The organism is Stenotrophomonas sp. SRS1, from assembly GCF_026130205.1.
GTDB lineage: Bacteria > Pseudomonadota > Gammaproteobacteria > Xanthomonadales > Xanthomonadaceae > Stenotrophomonas > Stenotrophomonas rhizophila_B.
This window is the reverse complement of the sequence record NZ_JAINFD010000002.1, coordinates 971,995-997,723: the sequence shown is the minus strand read 5'-3', so window position 1 is coordinate 997,723 and position 25,729 is coordinate 971,995. Positions and strand designations below refer to the sequence as shown.

Sequence of the window (25,729 nt, the reverse complement as noted above, 5' to 3'; positions counted from 1 at the left end):
TCCGCCGCTACCGGGTAGCGTGCAACACGCGCGCGATCGCCTCCACCAGCAGATCGCCGGTCACCGGCTTGCGCAGGAACCCATTGAAACCTGCTGCGCGCGCCTGCTCCTCGATCGCCGGGTCCGTGCGCGCCGTCACCGCGATCAACGGCATCTCGAAGCCCTGGCTGCGCAGGTGTTCGGCCAGCGCGATGCCGCCCAGTCCCGGCAGATCCAGATCCATCAGCACCACGTCGAACAGCGCCTCGCTGACCTCGCGCAGTGCCGACAGGGCATGCTCGGCGTGCACCACCTCATGGCCGCGCGCCGACAGCAGTCCGCGCACCACCTCGGCCACGGTCAGATCGTCCTCCACCAGCAGGATCCGCAAGGGCGTCAGCACCCACCGCTCGCCCTCGGCACCGACCACCTCGGCCACCATACCCGACTGCAGGGCCAGCGGCAGCGTCACCGTGAAGCGCGTGCCGACGCCAAGCTGGCTGCGCACGCCGATCTGCCCCTGCATCGCCAGCGTCAGTTCGCGGCAGATCGCCAGGCCCAGCCCGCTGCCGCCGTACTGGGCGGCGGTGCGAGCGCCATCGGCCTGCTCGAAACGCCGGAACAGGCGTTCCTGCTGATCGCTGCTGATGCCCGGTCCGGTGTCTGCCACCTCGATGTGCAGGCCCCGTTCGGCGGTGATCCCGCGCACGATCAGGCGTACTTCGCCATGGCGGGTGAACTTCACCGCGTTGCCCAGCAGATTGAGCAGGATCTGGCGCACGCGCAGTTCGTCGCCCACCGTACTGGTGCCCACCGGCAACGCGTTGTCGACTACGAAACGCAGCCCCTTCTGCTCGGCCAGTGCCGCCATCAAGGTGCACACATCATCCACCAGGCGCTGCAGGTGGAACGGCTGCGCCTGCAGCTCCAGCCGGCCTGATTCGATCCGCGCCAGGTCCAGCGCATCGTTGACCAGATGCAGCAGATGTTCGCCGGCGTGCCGGATCGATTCGGTGTAACTGCGCTGCTGTGGATTCAAGGGCGAGGACAGCAGCAGCTCGCTCATGCCCAGCACCCCGGTCATCGGCGTGCGTACCTCATGCCCAAGATTCGCCAGGAAACGGGTCTTGGCCATCGAGGCCTGCTCGGCCAGCTCCTGCTTCTGCAGGGCCAGCTGGTACGCATGCCGGCGCTGCAACCGGCGCCGGTACAGCCATGCGAACAGACTCAGCAACAGCAACACCGCAGACGTCAGCAGCAACAGGCCGGTCAAACTGCGCCACCACGGCGGCTGCACGCGGAACTCAAGCACCTGCACGCGCGACCAGATGTGATCGGCCGAGCGCGCCTGCACCTCCAATCGATAACGGCCAGGCGGCAGGCGCGAGAACAGACGCTCGCCTGCCGGCCCCACTTCCACCCAGTCCGGATCGTAGCCAGCCAGCCGGTAGCGGTAATTGTTCGAGGTGGAATCGGCGAAGGACAGCAACCGCGCCACGATGCGCAGATCGCGATCACCGTCGGCGATGTCCAGCGGCGTGACATGGGTCAGGTCGAGCACCCGCTCGCCGCGACGCACCTCCACGCGTTCGATCACCAATGGCGCACGGCGCGTGGCCGGCTTGACCTGCTCCGGATCGAACACCACCACGCCGGCCGGGGTACCGCCCACGATGCGTCCGCTCGGCGTCACTGTCAGCGTGCGGCGACGGAATTCCTGGCTGGGCAGGCCGTCATGCACGCCGTACGGACGCACGCTGCCGGTGACCGGATCGACGCGGATCAATCCGCGTGCATTCGCCGCCCACACTACGCCTTGACCGTCCACGACCAGTCCGGTGGCGGTCACCTCGGGATATCCAGCACTGCTGCCGATCACCGACTGCGGCGTAAGCCGGCCGTTGTCCCAGCGATACTGCGAGAGCTTTCCTTCTTCGGACAACCACACACTGTCATCCGCCGCGAAGGCGAGCGCATGCACCCCGCCCGTGGGGCCGCCGGGCAGTGGTTCGAATCGGGATCGCGCCGGCACCCAGTGCAGCAGTCCCTGGCCCGTCGCCACCCAGAGCCGGTCCTGGGGACCGCACTGGATGTCCTGCGCGATCTGCGTGGGCGCCAGCCCGGCGTGGCCCAACGTCACCCGGTGCAGCACGCGTCCATCCAGGTCGCGCTGCTGCAGCCCGCTCGCCGAGGATGTCCACAGCCGCTGGCCATCGCACAGCGCCATCGATTCGATCGCGCCGTCCATCGTTGCATCGACCGCCGCGTCGCGATCCCAGCGCTGGATCCGGTCCTGTTTCGGGTCATACCGCAGCAGCGCGTCCCATGAGCCGATCCAGACCTGTCCACGCGGATCTTCCAGCACCGACTGCAGCCACTGCGTGCCGTCCACCCAGGTGCGATGCTGCTGGATCTCGCCGCTCACCGGGTCGAACTTGTCCAATGCACCGTGCGTACCCACCGTCCACACACCACCGTCCGCCGCCGCGCCCATGCCGAGCACATAGGCATTGCGCAATGACGCCGGATCGTCCTCCAACCGCGACAGCACCGAGAACTGCCACCAGCGCGGCAGCAGGTGCCAGAGCCCTCCGTTGGTGCTGGCCAGCCAGATGCCGCCTTCGCGGTCTTCGTAGGCACCGGTCCAGTTCGGCCGCACCTGGCCACGCGCGACCGCGCTGTACAGCGGCACCTGCTGGTACTGGTTGTTCATGGCCCGGCCCAGCCCGGAACGGGTATCGAGCCAGTACCCGCCCTGCTCATCGCGCAGCATCATGCCCAGGATCTGGTCGCCCTCGGTGACCTTCCACGGCGCCGGTTCGAAGCGGCCATCCGGGCGGCGTACGGTGACCCCGGCGTTGCTGCTGATCCACAGGCTGCCATCCGGCTCGGCGGTCAGGCCGTTGATCACCCGCGGTGCCAGCTGCGCGTCAGGGACGGGATCGAAATCGTGGCCGGTCCAGCGTGCCAGCCCCGCCTTGGTACCCACCCAGAGGCTGCCATCCAGGGTCGTGGCCAGATACCCGACCGATGCCGCCGGCAGGCTGCGCGGGTTGCCTGGCTCGGGCATGTAGCGGGTCAGCGTGCCGTCGCGATCCAGCCGATGCAGGCCGCCCTGGTATGTGCCGAACCAGATCGCCCCGTCCGGCGTGGAGGCCAGGCTCCAGATCGTATTGCTGCCGATCTCCGGATGGCTGTCGCGATCGTAGAAGCGGATCTCGCGCCGATCGGCCGACATCATCGCCAGCCCGGCATTCTCCGTGCCGATCCAGACCTGGTTGCGTGCATCCACGTGCACCGTCCAGACGTGGTTGTCGCGCAGGCCATCCTCGGCGCGCCAGATGCGGTAATTGCGCCCGTCATAGCGGGCCAGACCGTCATTGGTGGCGATCCACAGATAGCCGAAGCGGTCTTCGGCCATACGGTTGACGGTATTGGAGGGCAGACCGTCGAACACGGTGAGCTGCCGCGGCGTCGGCGGTACCGGCTGGGCCGACACGCAGGTCGTCCAGAGCACACACAGGCCGATCAGCAACGGCCACAGCACACGCAACACCAATGGCTCTCCCGGGTCTGTCAGTGGATCCCCTGCCGCCGCCCGGCAATGCCCCGCATAGTAAACCGTTCCCCGCGCCGGCACGATCCACTCAGCACGGCCGTACCCGCTGCAGGGCCGCCTGCAGCGCGTCGCCGCCCAGCGGCTTGTGCAGCACGCCATCCGCACCGGCCCCGGCGACTTCGGCCGCCAGCGTGTCCTCGCGGCGCGCGGTGATCACCAGTACCGGCATGCCGTGCCCCTGCTGCCGGATCAGCCTGAGCAGTGACAGCCCGTCCATCCCCGGCAGATCCAGATCCAGCAGGATCACCTGCGTACCGGCGCTGGCCAGGTGCGACAGGGCCGCCAGCGCGTGACCGGCGTGGATGACGGCATGACCCTGGATCTGGAGCAGGCCCGAGACGACTTCGGCGACAAGCGGATCGTCCTCCACCAGCAGCACCTGCAGCGCACCGGGTGCGGGCGCGTCCGCTCTGACCGGGTCCTGCCGCTGCCATGGCAACGGCACGCTGAGCATAGCCTGCCAGGCTGGGCCGGCACGCTGCAGCAGGTGCAGGCGACCTTCAAGGGCGCGCGCCAGCATGTCGGTGTCGGCCAACGCGTCGCGTAGCGTCGACAGGGCCGGCACGGGTCCCCCGCCCGGTGTGACAATCACGTCGAACAACACGCCCGCGCGCCCTGGCAGCGACGCCACGCGCAGCACGATCCCCACTGCGGCGGTGTGCGCGACGAGGACGCCGAGCAGGCTCGCCAGCGCCTGCTGCAGGCGCTCCGGATCGCCCTCGGCATGGGCCCCGTCAGGCAGCTGCCGGCATAGCGTGAGTGCGCAGTGCCTGGGAACCAGTGAGCGTTCCAGCGCCGCGTGGAGGTCGCCAAGCCACGCGGCGATGTCGATGCGGCGCATCTGCAGCGGCAGCTTGCCGGCCTGCAGGCGTGCGGTCTGCAGCGCAGCGTCGACCACCTCCAGTACCTCTCGGCCGCCCTTCTGTATGTGCAGCACCTGCGCATGCTCGGCCGCCGACAGCGGCGCCGTCAGCAGCAGCTCGCTCATCCCCAGTACGCCGGTCAACGGCGTGCGTATCTCATGGCCAAGCATCGCCAGATAGCGTGCCTTGGCCTGCGCCGCCCGTTCTGCGCGCGCCTGCCGTCGCGTGGCGCGCTGGCGTGCGACGTACCGGGTGTAGTGCCGACGCACCCGCCACGCGATGAGCATCAGCGCCCCGATCATCCCGATCAGCAACAACGCCCAGGCGCCGGGATGCGACCAGCCGCTGTAGGCCACCTGCAGGCGGGTGGACTGCAGCGGTGACCAGCGGCCATCCACGCCCCGGGCCTGGTATTCCAGCACATGCTCGCCCGGTGGCAGCCGCGGAAATCCGCGTGTGCCACGCTGTCCGGCACGGACCCACTCCGGATCTTTGCCACGCAGCCGGAACCGGTAATCGCTCACCCCGCCCTGGCTGCCGGTGAGCAGCCGCGCCGAAAGCTGGATGTCGCGATCATCGGCATTGAACCGGAGCGGATCGGCCACGGGCAGCTCGATCCAGCGCCCATGGCGACGCACCTGGACCCGGTCGATGACCAGCGTCGGCAGCAGCGTGGCTGCCGCCATTGCGGACGGGTCCAGCACCAGTACGTCACCCTCCACGTCCATTGCCATGAGGTGATTGCCGGCCACGATGAGGTCGTGACCGAACACCATCATCGGCATTCCATCCTCGGCGGTGTAAAGCCGGATACCGCGCTGGTCGGGCTGCAGCCTCACCACCCCGCGTGCGCTGGTGGCCCACAAGGTGCCATCGCCGCTCTCGGCCAGACCACGCGGCAGCACCGCCGGCAGCCCATGGGTCGTATCGAACTGCTGGGACCGTTGCAGCCGCCCTGCGTCTTGCCCGTAGGCCACCCAGCCCTCTGCATCGGCCACCCACAGCCGTCCATCGACGCCCTGTCGCAGCCCGCCCGCCTGGCGCCGCGGCGCGCCGGGGACGAGAGCGAAGTACTGCCCGGCGGAGTGCCACTGTTTAAGTCCTTCGCGGTCGCCCAGCCACATCTGTTCCGTCCTGTCGCAGTACAGGACGAAAGGCGCAGCCCCGGGACGCAACCGCACCGCATCGTAGGACCAGGTGCCAAGCACGGTGCCCGCCAGGGTGCGCTGTTGCAGACGCCCTTGGCCGGCAAGCCAGAGATGACCGCCACAGATGCGCAGCACGGCATGCCCGGCTGTTGTGTGACCTTCGGTCACGGGGTCCTGGTCCGCAACGCGCCAGCGCCGCTGACGGCGCCGCTCGGCATCCATCCGCGTCAGCCATGGTGCGGCGAACACCCACACCTGACCGCGACCATCGTCCACCACTGCGTGGCGATCGGTGCGCTGCCGATCATGTGCATAGGGCCAGCGCCGCCGGTCGAATCCGTTCATCGGCGACACCTTGCCGAGCCACCCGCCGCGCGCGTGCCATGCAGTGCCGTCCGTCGCTGCGGTCAGTCCACCGGGCGCTACGCCGGCCACGACCGCTGGCGCTGCAAACCGCTCCACATGCCGCCATTGCGTACCAAGTCGCCACACACCTTGATGGCTGCCGAGCAACCAGGCCCTCCCCTGGCGATCTTCGACCACACGGGTGATGTGCGGCCGCGAATGCCGATCCCGCCCGGACAGCGTGACCGCATGCCGGTCCTGCCCCGAGCGGTCCTCCCACCACACCTGTGCACCGTCGGAGAACCATTGCCCACCCTCCCGGCTGTAACCCAGCCAGCGGTGACCCGGGTGACCGCGGCCCAGGTCGAGCTGCCCGGATGGCAGCTGGCGGACATCGGTGCCCTCGGCCGTGCTCGACCACAGTGACCCCTGCGCATCCACGCCCAGCGCGGTCACCGGCCGCGCGATCGCACCGAGCCTGGCCGGCGGCTGGAACCGGTCGTCCTGCCACCGCGTCAGCCCCGCAGCCGTGCCCATCCACACGCCCCCCTCGGTATCGGCAGCCAGCCGCTCCACGCGGGCCGATGGCAGGCCGCGGCCATCGGCTGCCGGCAGATACTGGCGCAGACGCCCATCGACACCCAATCGGTAAGCGCCTGCGTCACGGGTACCGAACCAGACGCTGCCGTCGCCCAGCGGCTGCACCGCGAGCACCGGACTGGCGGCCGGTGCCGCGGCGCGCGGGCCTGGCCAGCGCGCCAGCTGCTGCCGATCGGCGGACAGACGTTGAAGGTAGCCATTGCCGGTACCGATCCAGAGCTGGTCCTGCCTGTCCAGTGCCAGGCTGCGCACATCGTTGTCGGCCAATCCATCCTCCATGCGCCACACACGGAACCCGCTGCCATCGTGCCGGGCGAGGCCATCGGCGGTGGCGAACCAGAGATAGCCATGGCGATCCTCCACGATCTGATGGACCTCGTTGGCGGGCAGTCCGTCTGCGGTCGTGATGCGCTGCGCAGGGCTGGACACTGCCGCTGCCGGAAAGGCCGTGATGAGCCAGCACAGGACCGTGCGCAGGCATCGCATCCTCGCCCGCCCCGTCATGCGCGTTGCCGGCATTGCGCCAGGCACGCCGCCAGCCTGGCCCGGCTCGCCGGCAGCCGCAGGAACAGATCGAACCCGGCGGCAGCCGCATCGCGCTCGGCCGCCGTGTCCGCGCGCGGTGTCAGCGCCAGCCGCGGAATGCCGGGCCAGCGGCGCTGCACGACAGTGCCGATCCGCTCTCCGTCCACACGCAAGCCCGGATCACTGACGATCAGATCCCAGCGCGCATCGCCCAGCGAGGCCGCCGCAGGATCATCAACGCTGCGCACCCACGCCACCCCATGCCCCAATGAACTCAGCAAGGCGTGCAGCACCTCGGCCACGGGCGTGGCGGGCAACACCAGCAGCACACGCAGGCCGCCATGGAGCGCTTGGCCGGGGACCACAGGCAGCGCCGGCTCCCGGACATCGGCAGGGCAGCGCGGCAGCGGCAACCGCACCCGGAAACACGCCCCCTCGCCCGGCCGGCTCGACACGTCGATGTCGCCTCCCATGGCCCGCGCCAGATCGCGCGATATGGCCAGGCCCAGCCCACTGCCGCCATAGCGGGCCAACGTCTGCGCACCGTCTGCCTGTTCGAACCGTTGGAACAGACGCGCGCACTGCGCCGCACTCATTCCCGGGCCGGTATCGATCACCTGCAACATCACGCCCTCGCCCTCGGCACCGGCACGGACCTCCAGGCGAACCGTGCCGCATGCGGTGAACTTGAGTGCGTTGCCCAGCAGGTTGAGCAGGATCTGCCGCAGATACCGCGCATCACCGTTGAAGCATGCAGACGCCGGCAGCGTACTGTGCCAAGCAAGTACCAGCCGCTTGCCCTGCGCCACCGGCAGCAGCAAGGCATGGACCGCCACGATCACCGGCTGAAGCAGGAACGGCACCGGCTGCGGCGTCAGGTGTCCGGATTCGATGCAGGCCAGATCAAGCGCGTCATCCATCAGGCGCAGCAGATGCTCGCCGGCCTGGTGGATGCTGCCGACCCGGCTGCGCTCGGCAGGCGCGAGCGGTGCGTGCGCCAACAGTTCACTCCAGCCCAGCACTGCCGTCATCGGCACACGGATGCGGGCACCCAGTGTCGTGAGGAACCGCGTGCGCTGCAGTGATGCCTGTTCGGCCAGGCGCTGTCCTTCGCGCAACCCCCGCCAGCGACGTCGGCGCGTCCGACGTACCTCGCATGCCCATACCCCCAATCCCAGCAGCGCAACGCCGGCTGCGGCCGCGCTCCAACGGGCGAGCGGGGTCTGCCACCACGCAGGCGAGACCTGCAATGCAATGCGCCGGATCGGCGACCAGTCACCCTCGCCCTTCCGGGCTTGCACCTCCAGCGTGTGCAGACCCACGGGCAAGCGCTCGAAAACACGCTGGCCGGCCGACCCGCTGTGCACCCAATCCGGATCGTATCCCTGCAACCGGAACCGGTACCGCACGTTGCCCGGTGCGCCGCCGAGCAATCGTGCCGCCACCCGGACATGGCGATCAGCACCGGAAAGCGGCACGGATGCAACGCCCGCCGGCAACGTGATCTGTCGGCTGCCTCGCCTGGCCGTGATCGCGTGCACGACCAGGCCGGGCATCCGTGCCGGGGCCTGGACGGCGCGCGGCTCGAACAGCAACAGCCCGCCTTCGTGCACTGCTGCAGCGACACGCCCGCCGACGGTGTGTATCAACCGCCGGGGCAGCACCGCCTGTGCGGGCAGGCCATCGTCACTGCCGAACTGCCGGACGCCGCCACCATCGGGATCAACCCGGATCAATCCGCGCGCGGCGCCCGCCCACGCGATGCCACGTTCATCGACCACCAGCGCCCGCGCAAGCAGCTGCGGGTACCCGTGCACGGCGCTGAAACTGTGGGTTTTGCGCAACTGCTGCCCGTCCCAGCGGTATCGGCGCAGCACACCCGGGCTGCTGGCCCAATAGTGGTCATCCTCCCCGCGGGCGATGGCGCCGACTTCCTCCAGCGGGCCACCGCGCACCGCCGCGAAGCGCTCCTGCGCCGGCAACCAGCGTTTGATGCCAGCACGATCGCTTGCCCACAACGATCCGTCCTCGCCGCACAACAGCTGTGGCCCCGCGGCAGGCGGCAGCAGCCCGAGCGTCTGCGGCGCCGCCGACAGCTGCAGCACGCCATCGGCATCGCGCCGCTGTATGCGGTCTGCCCGGGCCAACCACAGCGCGCCATCGCTGCACACCTTCAGGTCCACACCGCCTGCGGTGCTGCCCAGATCCAGCAGCCAGTGCCGCATCCCGCCCGTGGTCGGCTCGTAGCGGGAGAGGGTGTTCCCGCTGGCCAACCACAGCCGGCCACGCAGATCTTCGGCCATCCCTACCGCCGCCTGCTGCATCCCCGCGGGCCGGTAATCGATGCGCAGTCGGCTGGTTCCGGTGCGCAGATCCACGCGCTGCACCTGCCCGCCATCCGTGGCGACCCACACCCGCTCACCGCGCGAGGGTGCCAGTGCCCAGACGTGTCCGCTGTCCAGGCCGGGGCTGCCCTTCCGGGCCGCCGGGAGCAGCGCGAACTGGCGCCAGCGTGCGGGAAGGTGCCACAGCCCTTGATCGTGCCCCGCCCACCACAGTCCTCCCAGACGGTCCTGGAAGGCAGCACTCACCAGCGTCGTGGACGAGGCGCCATCGTGACCGGGGAGCGGCACCGGCTGTGCGGCGTCGCCAGCACGATGCCGGAACATGCCTTCTGGGCCGCTCGTCCACAGCTCCCCCTCGCGGCTGCGCAGCACCGGCATGTCCCGTTGCGATGACGGTGCAACGCGCGCGCCATCGTCGTCCCACCGGATCACCGCGCGGCGGGTACGCGCCCAGACACCGCCCTGCGGATCGGCCCAGAGCGATTGGAGGCCACCGTGATCGCCTGCAGGCAGCGCCAGCGCAGTGAACCGGTTACCGTCGCGGCGCATCACGCTCTGCGGCGTACCTACCCAGAGCCGGCCATGACGGTCGACCACCAACGCGGTGACCTGGCTCGTCGGCACCCCGTCGTGCCGCAGCGATATGTTGCGCCACCGGCCATCACCATGCCGGGCGAACAGGCCATGGCCGGTCGTGCCGACCCACAGGATGCCATCCGGGGTACTGGTCACCTGCACGACACCGGTGCGCGGCAACACGGCACCGCCCTCGCCGCGCTCGCCATGGAAGACACGACGATCCGCCGACAGCGCAACCAGCCCCTGCGACGCCGTCGCCAACCAGATGCGCTGCTGCGCGTCGACATGCAGGGCGCGCAGGTCGCCATCGGGCAGTCCCTGCTCGCGGCGCCACGCGCGAAAGCGATGGCCATCGAAACGCAGCAGGCCATCGTCGCTGGCCATCCACAGATAACCGTCCTGGTCTTCGTCGATCGCGCGGATCGCCGATGTCGGCAACGCATCTGCCGGCCCCAGCCGCCGTGGCCACGGCAGGGTGACCAGACCATCAGCCATTGCCGGGACGGGCAACAACAGCACGGCCAGGAGAATGAAGGCGATCCATCCCCTGCCTGCACGACCGCACTGGCCTCCTGCCACCTGTACTCCAACCATCCTCAGCTGCTCGAACAGCACGGTATGTCGAAGCGGTGGCCGTACCATCGGCCAGACCGTGCGGCCGTCACATCCCGGTCAATCAAGTTTCAGATTGAAATCGCAGGTTCGAAACAAAAATTCGATGTACACCTCATGCGATCCGCAGCCGGATCAGTAACGCAACGCCCGTCCGGCGCGTGCCTGTGCAATGGCGTCCACCAGCAGATCACCGGTGACCGGCTTGCGCAGGAAACCGTCAAAGCCCGCGGCAAGCACCTGCTGTTCGGCGTAGGCATCCGAGCGCGCGGTGACCGCGATCAGCGGCAGCTCATACCCCATCGCGCGCAGCTGCCCGGCAATGGCGATGCCATCCAAGGCGGGCAGGTCGAGATCGAGCAGGCCGATATCGAAGCTTCCCGCCGCCACTTCCGACAACGCCGCCAGGCCGTGCAGAACATGCACCACCTCGTGCCCACGGGTCCGCAGCAGGCCAACGATCACGTCAGCCACGGTGGGGTCGTCTTCGACCAGCAGGATCCGCAGCGGCGGCAGCTGTGTGCGCGTTTCCGCGCCGGCGTCCCGCGACATTCCCATCGGTGAGAGCGACCAAGGCAACGGCAGCTCGACGGTGAAGCGCGCGCCATGACCGGGTCGGCTGTCGATGCCGATGCGCCCCCCCATCGCCACCGCCAACTCCTGGCAGATCGCCAGCCCCAGCCCGCTGCCACCGTAGCGCGACGCCGTGCGTGGGCCGTCAGCCTGCTCGAAGCGATGAAACAGCCGCGCCTGCTGGTCCTGGTTGATGCCCGGCCCGGTATCGGATACGTCGAAGACGAGGCCGCGTCCATCACCGCTCAGTTCCACGCCCAGCCCGACATGGCCCTGCTCGGTGAACTTGATCGCGTTGCCGAGCAGATTCATCAGGATCTGGCGCACGCGCATTTCATCGCCACTGACCTGCACGGGACCGGGCAGGTTGAAGCTGCGCTCGAACGCCAACCCGCGATGATGCGCCATCGGCTCCATCAGCGCTTCCACCTGCTCCATCAACGACATCAGGTCGAACGGCCGCAGGTCCAGCTCCAGTCGACCGGCCTCGATACGCGCCAGATCCAGTGCGTCATTGACCAGCCGCAGCAGGTGCTTGCCGGCATGCTGGATCGAGCCCGCGTAGCCCCGCTGCACCTCATCCAGCGGGGTGGCCAGCAGCAACTCGCTCATGCCCAGCACGCCGGTCATGGGGGTGCGCACTTCATGACCCAGCGTCGCCAGGAAGCGGCTCTTCGCCTGCGAGGCCTGCTCGGCCAGCTGCTGTTTGTGCACGGTCAGCTGCCATTGTTGACGACGGCGCAGGCGGGCACGCGCAACGTAGGCCAGCGCTGCAACCGCGACCAGGCCAAGCAGTACGTACCCCACAATCGCCCAGCCACTGCGCCACCATGGCGGGCGTACCTCCAGCGCCAGCGTGCTGGAGGGCGTCCAGTCGCCCTGCGACGTGGCTGCCTGCACCTCGATGCGGTAGTGACCCGCCGGCAGCCGCGACAGCAGTCGCTCCCCATCGGCGGCCTGCATGACCCAGTTCTGGTCGTAGCCGGAGACGCGGTAGCGATAGCGGTTGCCATGTGGGTTGGCAAAGGACAGCAAGCGTGCGGACACGATGAGATCGCGGTCCTGTGGGCCGAGCACGATCGGCGCATGCGTGGACAACATCTGCTGACCCTCGGCGTCATCGCGACGGACCTGCACGCTGTCGATCACCAGCTGCGAAGGCGGCAACACCCTGTCAGGCGCGTCCGGATCGAAGCCGACCAGCCCGGTCGCGGTGACGGCCAGCACACGGCCATCGCGCGCCTGCACCGGTGGGCGATTGCTGAATTCCACATCCGGCAGCCCATCGCGCTCGCCATACAACCGCAGCTGCCGCGCGTCGGCATGCCAGCAGATCAGCCCGCGTGGCGTGGTCGCCCACACCTGTCCGTGTCTGCCCAGCGCCAGTCCGCCCATGGACACCGGCGGCATGCCCTCGGCAGGGCCGACGCGTTCACGCAGGCTCATGCTCAACCCATCCCAGCGGTACCGTTCCAGCGCCCCCTGGCGGGCCAGCCAAAGCTCGTCCGGCCCTGTCCACGCGGCATCGTAGATGTTGCCGCGCGAAATCCCGGGCACCTGCTCGAAGCGGCCATCATGCCAACGCCGCAGGCCCAGCGCGCCGCCCATCACCCACAGCTGGCCGCGCGGATCGAACACCATCTGTTCCACCGGGTCTTCCACGAGCCCACGGTCCTGGTCGTTGCGGATGGTGTCGAGCACGTTGCCCTGGGCATCGCGGCGCTGGATGCCGAAGTTCATGATCGACAACCACAGCTCACCATTGGGTGCCTGGCGGATCAGATCGATGCGCTGACGCACATCCGCGCCACCGCCGATCTTCCACTCCCGCAGTGTGCGCGTGGCGGGCTGGTACAGGCTCAATCGACCGGCACGCCCGATCCACACGGCCCCGTCGTCGCGCGGCAACAGCGACCAGGCCGCACCGACACCGATCTGCGTATCGTCGGCGATCTGGCGCAGCTCGCCCTGCGCATCAAGGCGGTAAAGCCCGTGCGCGCCGGAGATGTAATAGTCATCGCCCGCTGCCGCGGCGCCGAGCAGATAGACACTGTCCAGCGGCTTGCCATCGAGCTGGTACCAGCTTGAGAAGCGTTTCCAGTCCGGCGGCAGATAGGCAAGGCCCTGGGTCAGCATGGCCACCCACAGGCCGCCCTCATGATCCTGCAGCATGTCCAGCACGCCACTGCGTGCGGTCAGGAAGCCGCTGCCCGCGTCGCCGGCGAGCAGGCGCATCGCGCGATCATCGCCCCGGTACAGGCCATCGGCCGTGCCCAGCCAGTACCCGCCATGACGGTCGTGGATGACCGTCGCCGCACGCACATCCGCGCTGAGCTTCCAGGCTGCCGCACGGGCCTGGTCGTCGGCATCGATGCGGAACAGCCCACCTTCAGTACCTGCCCAGACCGTCCCGTCCGGCTCACGGGTGAGGCGGAACACACTCTTGCCGCCGAGCAGCGCCGGCGCGATACGGGTGAAGCCATCGCCATCCCAACGGGCCACGCCATTGGACGTACCCACCCATACCCGCCCCTGCGGATCGGCCAGGAGACTGTAGATGGTGTTGTCGGGCAGGCTGCGTGGATCGTTCGGGTCTGCCTGGTAGGTGACCAGCGTGCCATCCTCGCTGCGCCGGCACAGACCATGCTGGTTGGTGCCGATCCACAAGGACTGCGCGGCATACGCCAGCGACCAGAACTGGCCTTCGCAGGCCTCGCTCAAGGCGGAAAAACGGGTGAATGCCGTGCGTTCCGGGCCGAGCATGCTCAGGCCAACGCCGTTGCTCCCCACCCAGACCCGGTCCAGCGGATCGACCAGCAGCGTTTCCACCTCGTTACCGGGCAGCGAGCCAGGATCGGCCGGATCATTGCGCCACACCCGCAGGCCGACGCCGTCCACGCGGGCCAGCCCGTCATCGGTACCGGCCCAGATGTACCCCTGGCGGTCCTGGGCCAGCGCCAGCACCATGCGCGATGGCATGCCTTCGGCGGCGCTCAGGCGGCGCAAACGTGGCGTTTCTGCCGATGTCCCTGCGGCTTCCAACACTGACGGCACTGCGCACAACCACAGCGCCAACAGCACGATGCCTGCACCCCAGCGGCGCGTGCTCATCGATCCGGATCTCCCTGTTGCTGAGGATTGTCACACAGCGATCAGCACGGTGTCCGCATTCTGGCCCCGCTGCCGTGGATGGAACGGGTTGTTTCCGCCGCAGGCGAGTGAGACAGCACAGGCGGGCGGCGCTGTTGTCCGCCGCACCACGATCTGTTTCAGCCATGACGCTGCATCCGATGACATGGCTGTGCGTATGATCGCCCCAGACCCTGATGGAGGCTGCGACGTGCTCAAGCGCCTGACACTTTCCCTGCTGCTGGCCACCACCCCGCTGCTCGCCACTGCTGCGCCGGACAGCTATCGGTTGGACCCGGTGCACACCCGTGTGCTGTTCGCGGTGGAGCATGCCGGTTTCTCGCATGCGTTGGGGACGGTATCGGGCAGCGAAGGCGTGCTGGTGTTCGATCCGGATGACTGGCGCAGCGCGCGACTGGAGGTCAGCGTGCCGATCCAGCGGCTGGACCTGGGCGATGCCAAATGGAACACCGCCACGCTGGCGCGCAACCTGCTCGATGGCGAGCGATTTCCTCAGGCACGCTTCGTCTCCACACATGTCGAGCCCATTGATCCGACCCACGCCAACGTTACCGGCCAGCTCACCGTCCGCGGGGTGACCCGCGAGGTGACCCTGGCGGTCACCCTCAACGCACTCAAGCGGCATCCACTGCCTCCGTTCCGGCGTACCGCTGGCTTCTCGGCCACCGCCACGCTCAGCCGCAGCGCCTTCGGCGTGGATGGCTGGGCCTCGATGATCGGTGATGAGGTGCAGTTGCGGATCGAGGCCGAAGCCGTGCGTGATCGCAACGCCGGCGATCCTGCCGATACCGCCCCCACCGATGCGCCGGGAACTCCCGCCGCCCCGGCCGACTCAGATTTCCCACAGCCGGTCCAGGAGACCACGCCATGACCGCCAAGAACACCCCGACCCGATGGGGTGGCGTCAGCCAGACCCTGCACTGGCTGATCGCCGTACTGATCCTCGCGCTGGGCATCGTCGGGCTGACCATGGGCGAACTGCCCAGGACCCCGAAGTACTTCTGGGTCTACACCATGCACAAATCGATCGGCATCACCGTGCTGGCGTTGGTCGTGACCCGCCTGCTGTGGCGCCTGTACGCCGGCGCACCACACCCGGTGCCGGGCACGCCGACGTGGCAGGAGCGCATCGCCTCGGCCACCCATTGGCTGCTGTACGTGCTGATGTTCGGCATTCCGCTGTCGGGCTGGCTCTACGACTCCGCCAGCGGCCTGCGTCCGTTCCGCTGGTTCGGGCTGGTCGACGTGCCGAAGCTGAGCCCACCGGACGAACGCGTCACACAGATCTCGCACGCCATCCATGAGTGGGGCTTCTGGCTGCTGATCGCCGTGGTGGTCGCCCATGCCGGTGCGGCGCTTTATCACCATTTTTACCAACGCGATGCCACGCTTGCGCGCATGCTCCCGCAGCGCTGGCTTGCCTCCCCCCAGAAGGATTGACCATGAACATCAAGCTCACCTCTCCCGCCGCCGTCGCTGCCGCCCTGGCCGGGCTGCTGGCCACTGCCCCGGTGCTGGCCGCCGATTACGTGCAGGCACCCGGCTCGGTGCTGGCCTTTGCCACCAAGTACGACGGCGAAGTGTTCACCGGCACCTTCCCGGGCTTCGACACCCGGATCAGCTTCGATCCGGCCAAGCTGGACGATGCCAAGCTGGAAGTGACCATTCCGCTGGCCAGCGCCAAGAGCGGCAACAGCGACCGCGATTCGACCCTGCAGGGCGCGGACTTCTTCAACGTGGGCAAGTTCGCCCAGGCCAAGTACAGCGCCACCAAGTTCCGCTCGCTGGGCAACAACCAGTACGCCGCCGACGGTACGCTGGAGCTGCGTGGCGTGAGCAAGCCGGTCACGCTCACCTTCACCTGGACCCCGGGCGCGCAGCCGGTGCTGGCCGGCAAGGCCACGGTCAAGCGCCTGGACTTCGGCGTGGGTGGCGGCGACTGGGCCGACACCAAAACGATCCCGAACGAAACCGCGATCAGCACCAAAGTGGTCCTGAAGGCGAAGTAACGTCAGATGGCGGTAGTGCCGGCCGCTGGCCGGCTCCTCGCGCGATGATCGAATCCCGGCGAGCCGTCCAGCGGCCGGCGCTACGGCATCCAGCACCGCCAAGCGGCGCTGGGTGTCAGCCGATCCAGGCCCGCAGTCCCGCCACATCGAACGGCCAGTCCAGTTCCCGCCCCTGCGCATCGCGCAGCACCGGCACCCGCAGCCCGTAGCGGGCCTCCAGCGCGATGTCATCGTCGATGAACACACTGTCCAGATCGGCCACCCGGGCCTGGGCCAGCACCGCCAGGGCCTGGTCGCACAACTGGCAGTCATCACGCTGGTACAAGGTAAACACCGGCCCACCCGCCTTGGGAAATGTTGCGCCGCAGCCAGAGCCGGCGGCACGAAGCGCATAGAATAGCGCTCCATCCGATACCCGCAGTTTGGCAATCATGGCTGTCAGCACGTTCGACGTATTCAAGATCGGCATTGGCCCGAGTTCTTCGCACACCGTGGGACCGATGAAGGCTGCCGAACGTTTCGTGCACCGCTGGCTCCTCGATCCCGGCCATCTGCAGGACGTGGTGCGCATCCGCGCCGACGTCTACGGCTCGCTGGCCCTGACCGGCCGTGGCCATGGCACCGACAAGGCCGTGCTGCTCGGGCTGGAAGGCCAGCGCCCGAACCTGATCGATCCGGACATCATCCCCGAGACGCTCGAGCGGATCCGCAGCAGCAAGCGCATCCGCCTGATGGGGCAGCATGAGATCGTCTTCGACGAGAAGCGCGACCTGGGTTTGAACAAACGCCAGAAACTGCCCTACCACACCAACGGCATGCGCTTTACTGCCTACGGTGCGGACGAGCAGGTGATCGCCACGCGCGATTACTACTCCGTCGGTGGTGGCTTCGTGGTCAACCAGGACGACGCAGCCGATGACCGCATCGTGCCCGATGAAACCCCCCTGCCCTACCCGTTCAAGAGCGGCGACGAGCTGCTCGCGCAGACCGCACGCAGTGGCCTGAGCATCGCCCAGATGATGTTCGAGAACGAGAAGTGCTGGCGTACAGAGGACGAGATCCGCGACAGCCTGCGCGAAATCTGGAGCGCCATGCAGGCCTGCGTGGAGCGTGGCATCCGCCAGGAAGGCACCCTGCCCGGCGGCCTGCATGTCTCGCGCCGCGCCCCGGCGCTGTACCGCGAACTGTCCTCCAAGCCGGAAGCGGCGATGCGCGACCCGCTGACCACGCTGGACTGGGTCAACCTGTACGCGCTGGCCGTGAACGAAGAAAACGCCGCCGGTGGCCGCGTGGTGACCGCACCGACCAACGGCGCAGCCGGCGTACTGCCAGCGGTGCTGCACTATTTTGACCGTTTCTGCCCCGGCGCCAACGAACAGCGCGTGTTCGATTTCCTGCTGACCTCCGCGGCGATCGGCATCCTGTACAAGGAAAATGCCTCCATCTCCGGTGCCGAAGTCGGCTGCCAGGGCGAAGTGGGCGTGGCCTGCTCGATGGCGGCCGGCGGCCTGGTCGCTGCACTCGGCGGCAACCCGAGCCAGATCGAGAATGCCGCTGAAATCGGCATGGAACACAACCTCGGCCTGACCTGCGACCCGATCGGTGGGCTGGTGCAGATTCCGTGCATCGAGCGCAATGCAATGGGCGCGGTCAAGGCGATCAACGCCTCGCGCATGGCGATGCGTGGCGATGGCAAGCACAAGGTCTCGCTGGACAAGGTCATCAAGACCATGCGCGACACTGGCCGCGACATGCAGGACAAGTACAAGGAGACCAGCCGCGGCGGGCTGGCGGTCAACGTCATCGAGTGCTGATCGACCGTCCCCGGCGGTAGAGCCGACCGTTGGTCGGCTGCTCCGGTGGCATCGTCGGTACGCCTGCACGGCCGCTCCGGTACAGTCAGGACTTCCCCCCGATGGAGACCGCCATGCGCATCCTGGCTGCCGCCCTGCTCGCCTGCCTGCCGCTGACCACCCTCGCCGCCGACACCTACGGCCCGCGACTGGAAGGCTTCGACTACCCGTACCCCGTGAAGATCTTCCGGTTCGAGTCCCAGCGCCAGCCGCTGGAGATGGCCTACATCGACGTCCCCGCCGGTGGCAAAGGCTTCGCCGGGACGGTGGTGCTGCTGCACGGCAAGAATTTCTGCGCGGCCACCTGGAAGGACACCATCGCGGCACTGAGCGCGGCCAGCTACCGGGTGATCGCACCGGACCAGATCGGCTTCTGCAAATCGAGCAAGCCCGAGCGCTACCAGTACTCGTTCGGCCAGTTGGCTGCCAATACCGAAGCGCTGCTGGAGCATCTTGGCTACGGCGAAGGCAAGCTGCACATCGTCGGCCATTCGATGGGAGGCATGCTCGCGGCCCGCTTCGCGCTGATGTACCCGCAGCGCACCCTCAGTCTCTCGCTGGTCAACCCGATCGGACTGGAAGACTGGAAGGCCAAGGGCGTGCCATGGCGCAGCATCGACGCCTGGTATGCGGGCGAGCTGAAGACCAGCTTCGACAGCATCAAGAAGTACCAGCTCGACGTCTATTACAACGGCCAGTGGAAGCCCGAGTACGAGCAGTGGGTGCGCATGCAGTCGCGCATGTACGACGGCCCCGGCAAACAGGCGGTGGCATGGAGCCAGGCGCTGACCTCGGACATGGTATTCAACCAGCCGGTGGTCCATGAGTTGCCCAGGCTGACGGTGCCGACCACGTTGTTCATCGGCCAGACCGACCGCACTGCAATCGGCCGTGATCTGGCACCACCCGCCCTGAAAGCGACGCTCGGCAACTACCCTGCGCTGGGCAAAGCGGCGGCGGCAGCGATCCCAGGCGCCACCCTGGTGAGCTTCGAAGACCTCGGCCACTCGCCACAGGTGCAGGACCCGGACCGGTTCAATGCGGCACTGCTGAAGGCAATCTCACAGCACGACTGACCTGCCCACCACCCCGGTAGTGCCACGCCATGCGTGGCAGCAGCCGTCCTCACCATTATCCGCCGACGCAGCCAGCCCACCCTTGGCGCCACCGTGTGCCTGGGTGGGATCGCACGGCATTCAGCGCCGCACGATCGCCAGCACGTCGTCCAGCAACGCGGCGGCGGTGACGTCCGCCCCGGCGCCCGGCCCCTGGATCAGCAGCGGCTGGGCGTGATACCGGTCGCTGTGGATCGCGACCCGGTTGTCGGTCTGTGCACCGCCGGCCAGCGGATGATCGCGCGGGAGCACGCGCAGCCCAACCGCCGCTCCGTCGTGGTCGAAACCACCGACGAAACGTAGACACCCTGCTTGTTCCTGCGCCTGCTGCCAGTAAGCTTGCAGCGGTGCGTCCAGCACAGAAAGCTGACCCAACGCATCCGCCGGTGACAGCGCGGCGAGCGCGTCAGGTACCAATGAAGCGACCTGCACCTGCTCGGCACGCAACGCGATGCCGCTGGCCCGCGCCAGGATCAGCAGTTTGCGGCGCACGTCCTCGCCGGAGAGATCCACACGCGGGTCCGGCTCGGTGTAGCCGGCCTCGGCCGCCTCACGCACCCACGCCGAAAACGGTCGCTGGCCATCGTAGTGATGGAACAACCACGCCAGCGAACCGGACAACACGCCCTCCACGCGATGGATGCGGTCGCCGCCAGCGACCAGCGCGCGCAGGCTGCTCAGCAGCGGCAGGCCTGCACCCACCGTTGCACTGTCGCCGTACTGCGCAGCACCCTGCTGTCCACTGTCGGCGATGGCTTGGGCACGGGCCAGCTGTGCGCCCTGGCCGAGCTTGTTGGCGGTCACCACGTGCACGCCCCGCGCCAGCCACTGTTCGTGCCAGTTGGCGACCTCGTCACTGGCGGTCGCGTCGACCACCACATCGCCACGCTGGAGGCCTTCGGCTTCCGCCCAGGGCTGCAACGCCACCGCGCCGCGTGCGGCCAGGTTGGCCTGGGCGAGTTCCTGCGCCGGGGTCTGTTCGCAGGCGCGCGCCGTGCGCGAGTTGGCCAGCCAGGAGAACGAGGGCAGCGTGACGCCGCGATCCTGCAGCGCGGCGTACCGTTGCACGAACGCGGTGCCGACCGTGCCGGTACCGAGCAGCGCCAGCTTGCGGTGGGCGGCCAATGGGAGGGTCAGGACCGCGCTCATGCATCCACCTGTTTGCGCCGCTGCACATCACGGTGCTGGTCGATCACCACCTGCGCGCGTTCCAGCCCGGCCTGCAGATCGGCCACCAGGTCTTCCGGCGATTCGATCCCGACCGACAGGCGCAGGAGCCCTTCGCTGATCCCGGCGTGCGCACGCGCTTCCGGGGTCATGGCCGCGTGGGTCATGGTCGCCGGATGCGCGATCAGGCTCTCCACGCCGCCCAGCGATTCGGCCAGGGTGAAGCAGCGCAGGCCATCCACGAAGGCGCGCACGGCCGCATGCGGATCCTCGCCCGGGCACGAGGCCAGTTCGAACGAGAGCATCGCGCCGAAGCCGCTCTGCTGGCGCGCGGCGATCGCATGGCCGGGGTGATCGGCCAGGCCCGGGTAGTACACGCTGGCGACCGCATCGCTGGCGGCCAGCAGGTCGACCACGGCCGCCGTGTTTTCCTGGTGCGCACGCAGACGCGCACCGAGCGTCCGCAGGCCGCGCAGGGTCAGGAACGCATCGAACGGCGAACCGGTCAGGCCCAGCGCGTTGGCCCACCACACCAGCTGCTCGTGCACCGCCGGATCGCGCGCGATCACCGCACCACCGACCACATCGCTGTGGCCGTTGATGTACTTGGTGGTGGAGTGCAGCACCAGATCGGCACCGAAGCTGATCGGCTGCTGCAGCGCCGGCGACAGGAACGTGTTGTCGACGACGACCTTGGCACCGGCCTTGTGCGCGGCATCGATGACGAAGCGCAGGTCGGTGATGCGCAGCAGCGGGTTGGACGGGGTTTCGATCAGCACCAGCGTCGGCGACTGCGCCAACGCATCGGCCAGCGAGCGCGGATCGGTCAGGTCGGCGGTGATCAGGCCGAAGTGACCCTTCTTGGCCAGCGCATTGAACAGGCGCCAGCTGCCGCCGTATGCATCGTGCGGCACCACCAGGGTATCGCCGGGCTGCAGCAGCGCGTTGAGCACCAGGTTGATCGCGCCCATGCCGGTGGAGGTGATCACGCCACCGGCGCCGCCTTCCAGTTCGGCCAGCGCTTCACCGAGCAGATCGCGGGTGGGGTTGCCGCTGCGCGTGTAGTCGTACTGGCGCTTGTTGCCGAAGCCATCGAAGCTGAAGTTGGAGGACAGCACGATCGGCGGGGTCACCGCGCCGTGGGCGGTGTCACGGTCGATGCCGGCACGCACGGCGGCGGTGACGCGGCTACAGGAAGGCTCGGTACCAGCGGAACGGCTCATGCGGATTCTCCGGGGGAACGAAAAGCGGTGGCGAGGATCGCGTCGATGCGATCGGTTTCTTTCAGGAAGGCGTCGTGGCCATACGGCGAGCGCAGCACGCGCAGGCTGCCGCGCGGGCCCAGCCCTTCCACCAGTCCGACACAGTCGGCCAGCGGCACCAGGCGGTCACCCTCCACGGCAACGACGACGGTCGGCACCTGGATGGCGGCCGGGTCGATGCGGTGCAGGTCGATCGATTCGGACAGGCGCAGATAAGCATCGACCGGGGTGCGGGCGACGTACTGCGCACCCGCTGCATCCAGATAGTCCTCGGCGGCAACGCGCACGCGGCCATTGACCACTTCCGGCGCGGCATCGAAGCGCTCGCCGAATTCTTCCGGCGTGCGGTAGCTGAGCATGGCGAACTGGCGCGCGAGCGACAGCCCGTGGCTCTCGGCGCATTGCAGCTGACCCAGCGCGACCGCACGGCGCTGCAGCGCGCGCCAGGCCGCGGCATACGGGTGCGGGCGATGCGCACCACTTACCGCGATCAGCTTCTGCACGCGCTGGCGGTGACGGATCGCAAACTGCTGGCCGACCAGCGCGCCGTAGGAGTAGCCCACGAAGCACTGCAGGCGGGCGATGCCGAGATGGTCGAGCAGCAAGGCCAGCGCGTCAGCCTGGTCGGCGGTATCGATCGGCAGATCGAGCGCGCCGTCGGCGCCGATGAAATCGAACGCCAGGATGCGCAGCGAGGCCGGATCCAGCGCGCGACCTGCGGCCACCAGGCCCTCGGCCCAGCCCTTTTCCGGGAACTCGGCATTGGCCGCCACATGACGGTGCGCGGAGATACCGCCGGCCAGCACCACCACCGGCGCATCGGCGCGGCCGACGATCTCATAGCGCAGGCGTACCGGTCGCGGTCCACCGTGACGCATCGACAGCACCGCCGCGATATCACCGCGCACGGCGTTCAGCCCGGCGTCGACGGGGACGCTGAGCGGGGCGAAGGGATCGGTGGCGACAGGGGCGGCGGTGGCGAAGCGCATGGCGGTATCCAAAGGAGGAAAACGGCCATCGAGCTTTCGCGGAGCTCGCGTTCGAAGCGCGCGCACGGTGCACGGTTCGAACCATCTTTCGGAAGACACCAACGGTCTCCGCAGGATTTGGCACCTACGCAGGTCGCTTTCGCGTCTGCGGGCTGCCCCGGCTTCAAAGGGCCTGTCCCTCTGCCGGTCTCGATGGTGGAGCCACGATGCCAGCGCTTCCGGCCCATGTCAATCCCTTCATCGGCATGAAGCGATATATATTCCGGATGATCATCAGTCGCGCATACTCCGGGATCCTCCCTGCCCGGCCGACGCCTTGCGCTGCCTGCGTTTCACTGCCCTGACGCTGATGATGATCCCGGTGCTGAACGCCTGGGCCGGCCCGGGGGTGAACTGGCGGAACGGCTGGCACCTCGACCGGCCAGCACCCGCTTCGGCACCCCGCGACGGCCTCGCCACGGATGTGCCGGCCTTGGCCGTGCTGACCTTGGAAGGGGCTGGCGAGCGCTGGCAGGCGCGCGTGGACAACCGCGTGGCCGGGCCGGTCCAGGTCGAACTGCGACCCGCCGCCGGCGCCGCCGCGCTACCGGGGCTCCCCCTTCAGACGGTGGTCGCCGCAGGCGCCAGCGTCGTGGTGACCCACCTGCAGCCGCCGGCCGGCAGTACCGCGATCCGTCTGGATCTGACGGCCGTTCCGGGCGACCCCGGCGCGCGCGCGCAGGATGTGACCTACCAGTTGCCGTTCGATGCCGCCCGCATCCAGGTCAGCCAGGCACCGCGAGGGCGCTTCAGCCACCACGATGCCGAGAACCGCGAGGCCATCGACTTCGCCCTGCCCGAAGGCACGCCCGTACTCGCGGCGCGGGCAGGAACCGTCATGCAGGTCCAGGCCGGGTATCAGGGCAACGGGCAGGACCGGGACCATGATCTGGGCCGGGCCAACCTGGTGCGGGTGCTGCATGAGGACGGCAGCATGGCCGTGTATGCCCACCTGCAGCACCACGGCGTGCTGGTCCGCCCCGGCGAGCAGGTCCAGGCAGGGCAGCGCATCGGCCTATCGGGCAACACCGGCTACAGCGCCGCGCCGCACCTGCACTTCGCGGTCCAGGTCAATGCCGGGATGCGGCTGCGCTCGATCCCGGCACGGATCGTCAGCCCACACGGCGAGCTGCACTTCGCCCGGAGCACGGACGAGGCCGGCCCATCCGCCCTGCCCTGACCCCGGCCGCCCTCCCCCGCTATACTGAGCGGCTTATCTCCATGAAAAGCGCCCCGGGCGGGCGCGTCACGCCATGTCCGAAGTCGCTACCGAAGCTGCGCGCCGCCGCACCTTCGCCATCATTTCCCATCCTGACGCCGGCAAGACCACGCTGACCGAAAAGCTGCTGCTGTTCGGCGGTGCGATCCAGATGGCCGGTTCGGTCAAGGGCCGCAAGGCCGCGCGCCATGCGACCTCCGACTGGATGGCGCTGGAAAAGGAGCGCGGGATCTCGGTCACCTCCTCGGTGATGCAGTTCCCGTACGAAGGCAAGATCGTCAACCTGCTCGACACCCCCGGCCACGCCGACTTCGGCGAGGACACCTACCGCGTGCTCACCGCGGTGGACTCGGCGCTGATGGTGATCGACGTGGCCAAGGGCGTGGAAGAGCGCACCATCAAGCTGATGGAAGTCTGCCGGCTGCGCGACACGCCGATCATGACCTTCATCAACAAGCTCGATCGCGAGGGCAAGGAGCCGATCGATCTGCTGGACGAAGTGGAAAGCGTGCTCGGCATCCAGTGCGCGCCGGTCACCTGGCCGATCGGCATGGGCCAGCGCCTGAAGGGCGTGGTGCATCTGATCAGCGGTGAGGTGCATCTGTACGAACAGGGCCGCAACTTCACCCGCCAGGATTCGACCATTTTCCCCTCGATCGATTCGCCGGGGCTGGCCGAGAAGATCGGTGAGCGCATGCTGGCCGACCTGCGCGACGAGCTGGAGCTGGTGCAGGGCGCCAGCCATCCGTTCGACGTGGAGGCCTACCTGGCCGGCAAGCAGACCCCGGTGTTCTTCGGCTCGGGTGTGAACAACTTCGGCGTGCAGCCGCTGCTGGACTTCTTCGTCGAGCATGCGCCGTCGCCGCAGCCGCGCGCCACCACCGGCCGCGTCATCGCACCGCAGGAAAACAAGCTCACTGGCTTCGTGTTCAAGATCCAGGCGAACATGGACCCGCAGCATCGCGACCGCGTGGCATTCATGCGGGTGTGCTCCGGCCGTTTCGTGGCCGGCATGAAGACCTTCCATGTGCGCACCGGCAAGGAAATGAAGCTGGCCAATGCGCTGACCTTCATGGCCAGCGACCGCGAGATCGCCGCCGAGGCGTGGCCGGGCGATGTGATCGGCATCCACAACCACGGCACGATCTCCATCGGTGACACCTTCACCGAAGGCGAAGCGGTCAGCTTCACCGGCATCCCGAACTTCGCGCCGGAACTGTTCCGCCGCGCCCGCCTGCGCGATCCGCTCAAGCTCAAGCAGCTGCAGAAGGGCTTGGCGCAGCTCTCCGAAGAGGGCGCGACGCAGTTCTTCCGCCCCCTGATGAGCAACGACCTGATCCTGGGCGCGGTGGGCGTGCTGCAGTTCGATGTGGCGGCGTACCGCCTGAAGGACGAGTACGGCGTGGAAGCCACGTTCGAGCCGGTCAGTGTGACCACGGCGCGCTGGGTCACCTGCAGCAACGAGAAGAAGCTGGAGGAGTTCCGCGAGAAGAACGCAGGCAACCTGAGCATCGATGCCGCCGGCCAGCTGGTGTACCTGGCACCGACGCGCGTCAATCTGCAGCTGGCGCAGGAACGCGCGCCGGACGTGCGCTTTGCGGCCACGCGCGAAGCCGCGCACAGCGTGTCGGTCAGCTGATCGCTCAGCCGATCTGTCGGCTGAACGGCCGCGCGTGCATGCGCGGCCCATCTTGGCGATGATAGGGGGGAGCGGGCTCCCCCTCCCCGCACATCCGAT

General features: G+C 68.3%; 15 protein-coding genes and 1 riboswitch. Of the genes, 7 read left to right on the top strand and 8 right to left on the bottom strand.

Annotation, left to right across the window (positions count from 1 at the left end; all coding sequences use genetic code 11):
- Positions 1–7: 7 nt before the first annotated feature.
- From K4043_RS10030 to K4043_RS10015, 4 genes are all read right to left on the bottom strand, one after another.
- Complete coding sequence (locus K4043_RS10030; RefSeq protein WP_265309221.1) at positions 8–3,535, bottom strand: ATP-binding protein; 3,528 nt, start codon at positions 3,533–3,535, stop codon at positions 8–10.
- Between the two features lie 91 nt (positions 3,536–3,626).
- Positions 3,627–6,983: a hybrid sensor histidine kinase/response regulator gene (locus tag K4043_RS10025; RefSeq protein WP_265309220.1), complete on the bottom strand. Its 3,357-nt coding sequence runs from the start codon at positions 6,981–6,983 to the stop codon at positions 3,627–3,629.
- A 71-nt stretch (positions 6,984–7,054) separates the two neighbouring features.
- Positions 7,055–10,498 (bottom strand): hybrid sensor histidine kinase/response regulator, encoded by a 3,444-nt coding sequence (locus K4043_RS10020; RefSeq protein ID WP_265309219.1) that lies wholly within the window; start codon positions 10,496–10,498, stop codon positions 7,055–7,057.
- A gap of 252 nt (positions 10,499–10,750) precedes the next feature.
- Entirely contained in the window at positions 10,751–14,299 is a 3,549-nt protein-coding gene (locus K4043_RS10015; RefSeq protein ID WP_265309218.1) for a hybrid sensor histidine kinase/response regulator, read from the bottom strand.
- Positions 14,300–14,528: 229 nt separating this feature from the next.
- Here K4043_RS10015 and K4043_RS10010 point away from each other — a divergent pair, with 229 nt between their 5' ends.
- The 3 genes from K4043_RS10010 to K4043_RS10000 are packed head-to-tail and all read left to right on the top strand — an operon-like array spanning position 14,529 to position 16,347.
- Entirely contained in the window at positions 14,529–15,209 is a 681-nt protein-coding gene (locus K4043_RS10010) for a YceI family protein (RefSeq protein ID WP_265309216.1), read from the top strand.
- A complete protein-coding gene (locus K4043_RS10005) occupies positions 15,206–15,778 on the top strand; it encodes a cytochrome b (protein ID WP_123730462.1) in 573 nt (190 codons plus the stop codon). Before K4043_RS10010 ends, K4043_RS10005 begins: the two co-directional genes overlap by 4 nt.
- 2 nt (positions 15,779–15,780) lie before the next feature.
- On the top strand, positions 15,781–16,347 hold the full coding sequence (locus tag K4043_RS10000; RefSeq protein ID WP_019186059.1) for a YceI family protein: 567 nt from the start codon (positions 15,781–15,783) through the stop codon (positions 16,345–16,347).
- A 115-nt stretch (positions 16,348–16,462) separates the two neighbouring features.
- Here the strand turns inward: K4043_RS10000 and K4043_RS09995 are convergent, their stop codons facing one another.
- Entirely contained in the window at positions 16,463–16,681 is a 219-nt protein-coding gene (locus K4043_RS09995; protein ID WP_265309214.1) for a glutaredoxin family protein, read from the bottom strand.
- A 97-nt stretch (positions 16,682–16,778) separates the two neighbouring features.
- On the opposite strand from K4043_RS09995, the gene K4043_RS09990 reads away from it, so the two are divergent.
- Together K4043_RS09990 and K4043_RS09985 are read left to right on the top strand one after the other, a co-directional pair.
- Complete coding sequence (locus tag K4043_RS09990; protein WP_265309212.1) at positions 16,779–18,161, top strand: L-serine ammonia-lyase; 1,383 nt, start codon at positions 16,779–16,781, stop codon at positions 18,159–18,161.
- Between the two features lie 113 nt (positions 18,162–18,274).
- Positions 18,275–19,276: an alpha/beta hydrolase gene (locus K4043_RS09985; protein WP_123730879.1), complete on the top strand. Its 1,002-nt coding sequence runs from the start codon at positions 18,275–18,277 to the stop codon at positions 19,274–19,276.
- Between the two features lie 120 nt (positions 19,277–19,396).
- Here K4043_RS09985 and K4043_RS09980 read toward each other — a convergent pair whose 3' ends face one another.
- Genes K4043_RS09980 through K4043_RS09970 form a run of 3 tightly spaced genes read right to left on the bottom strand, consistent with a single transcriptional unit; the run spans position 19,397 to position 22,733 of the window.
- Positions 19,397–20,464 (bottom strand): homoserine dehydrogenase, encoded by a 1,068-nt coding sequence (locus K4043_RS09980; RefSeq protein ID WP_265309210.1) that lies wholly within the window; start codon positions 20,462–20,464, stop codon positions 19,397–19,399.
- Entirely contained in the window at positions 20,461–21,705 is a 1,245-nt protein-coding gene (locus K4043_RS09975) for an O-succinylhomoserine (thiol)-lyase (RefSeq protein ID WP_123730458.1), read from the bottom strand. The genes K4043_RS09980 and K4043_RS09975 overlap by 4 nt, the downstream gene beginning before the upstream one ends.
- Entirely contained in the window at positions 21,702–22,733 is a 1,032-nt protein-coding gene (locus K4043_RS09970) for a homoserine O-succinyltransferase (RefSeq protein WP_265309208.1), read from the bottom strand. Before K4043_RS09970 ends, K4043_RS09975 begins: the two co-directional genes overlap by 4 nt.
- Before the next feature lie 78 nt (positions 22,734–22,811).
- Positions 22,812–22,932: riboswitch (SAM riboswitch) on the bottom strand.
- 153 nt (positions 22,933–23,085) lie between these two features.
- Here K4043_RS09970 and K4043_RS09965 point away from each other — a divergent pair.
- Together K4043_RS09965 and K4043_RS09960 are read left to right on the top strand one after the other, a co-directional pair.
- Positions 23,086–23,952, top strand: coding sequence for a M23 family metallopeptidase (locus tag K4043_RS09965; protein ID WP_265309207.1), 867 nt, complete (start codon positions 23,086–23,088; stop codon positions 23,950–23,952).
- Between the two features lie 73 nt (positions 23,953–24,025).
- Positions 24,026–25,630 (top strand): peptide chain release factor 3, encoded by a 1,605-nt coding sequence (locus K4043_RS09960; protein ID WP_123730457.1) that lies wholly within the window; start codon positions 24,026–24,028, stop codon positions 25,628–25,630.
- Positions 25,631–25,729 lie beyond the last annotated feature (99 nt).

What these genes read in the sequence shown, in the direction of transcription:
- K4043_RS10020 (WP_265309219.1), bottom strand. Translation starts at nt 10,498, where the DNA reads ATGGCTGATGGTCTGGTCACCCTGCCGTGGCCACGGCGGCTGGGGCCG.
- K4043_RS09965 (WP_265309207.1), top strand. Translation starts at nt 23,086, where the DNA reads ATGATCCCGGTGCTGAACGCCTGGGCCGGCCCGGGGGTGAACTGGCGG.
- K4043_RS09970 (WP_265309208.1), bottom strand. Translation starts at nt 22,733, where the DNA reads ATGCGCTTCGCCACCGCCGCCCCTGTCGCCACCGATCCCTTCGCCCCG.
- K4043_RS10000 (WP_019186059.1), top strand. Translation starts at nt 15,781, where the DNA reads ATGAACATCAAGCTCACCTCTCCCGCCGCCGTCGCTGCCGCCCTGGCC.
- K4043_RS09975 (WP_123730458.1), bottom strand. Translation starts at nt 21,705, where the DNA reads ATGAGCCGTTCCGCTGGTACCGAGCCTTCCTGTAGCCGCGTCACCGCC.
- K4043_RS10015 (WP_265309218.1), bottom strand. Translation starts at nt 14,299, where the DNA reads ATGAGCACGCGCCGCTGGGGTGCAGGCATCGTGCTGTTGGCGCTGTGG.
- K4043_RS09980 (WP_265309210.1), bottom strand. Translation starts at nt 20,464, where the DNA reads ATGAGCGCGGTCCTGACCCTCCCATTGGCCGCCCACCGCAAGCTGGCG.
- K4043_RS09990 (WP_265309212.1), top strand. Translation starts at nt 16,779, where the DNA reads ATGGCTGTCAGCACGTTCGACGTATTCAAGATCGGCATTGGCCCGAGT.
- K4043_RS10005 (WP_123730462.1), top strand. Translation starts at nt 15,206, where the DNA reads ATGACCGCCAAGAACACCCCGACCCGATGGGGTGGCGTCAGCCAGACC.
- K4043_RS09985 (WP_123730879.1), top strand. Translation starts at nt 18,275, where the DNA reads ATGCGCATCCTGGCTGCCGCCCTGCTCGCCTGCCTGCCGCTGACCACC.
- K4043_RS09960 (WP_123730457.1), top strand. Translation starts at nt 24,026, where the DNA reads ATGTCCGAAGTCGCTACCGAAGCTGCGCGCCGCCGCACCTTCGCCATC.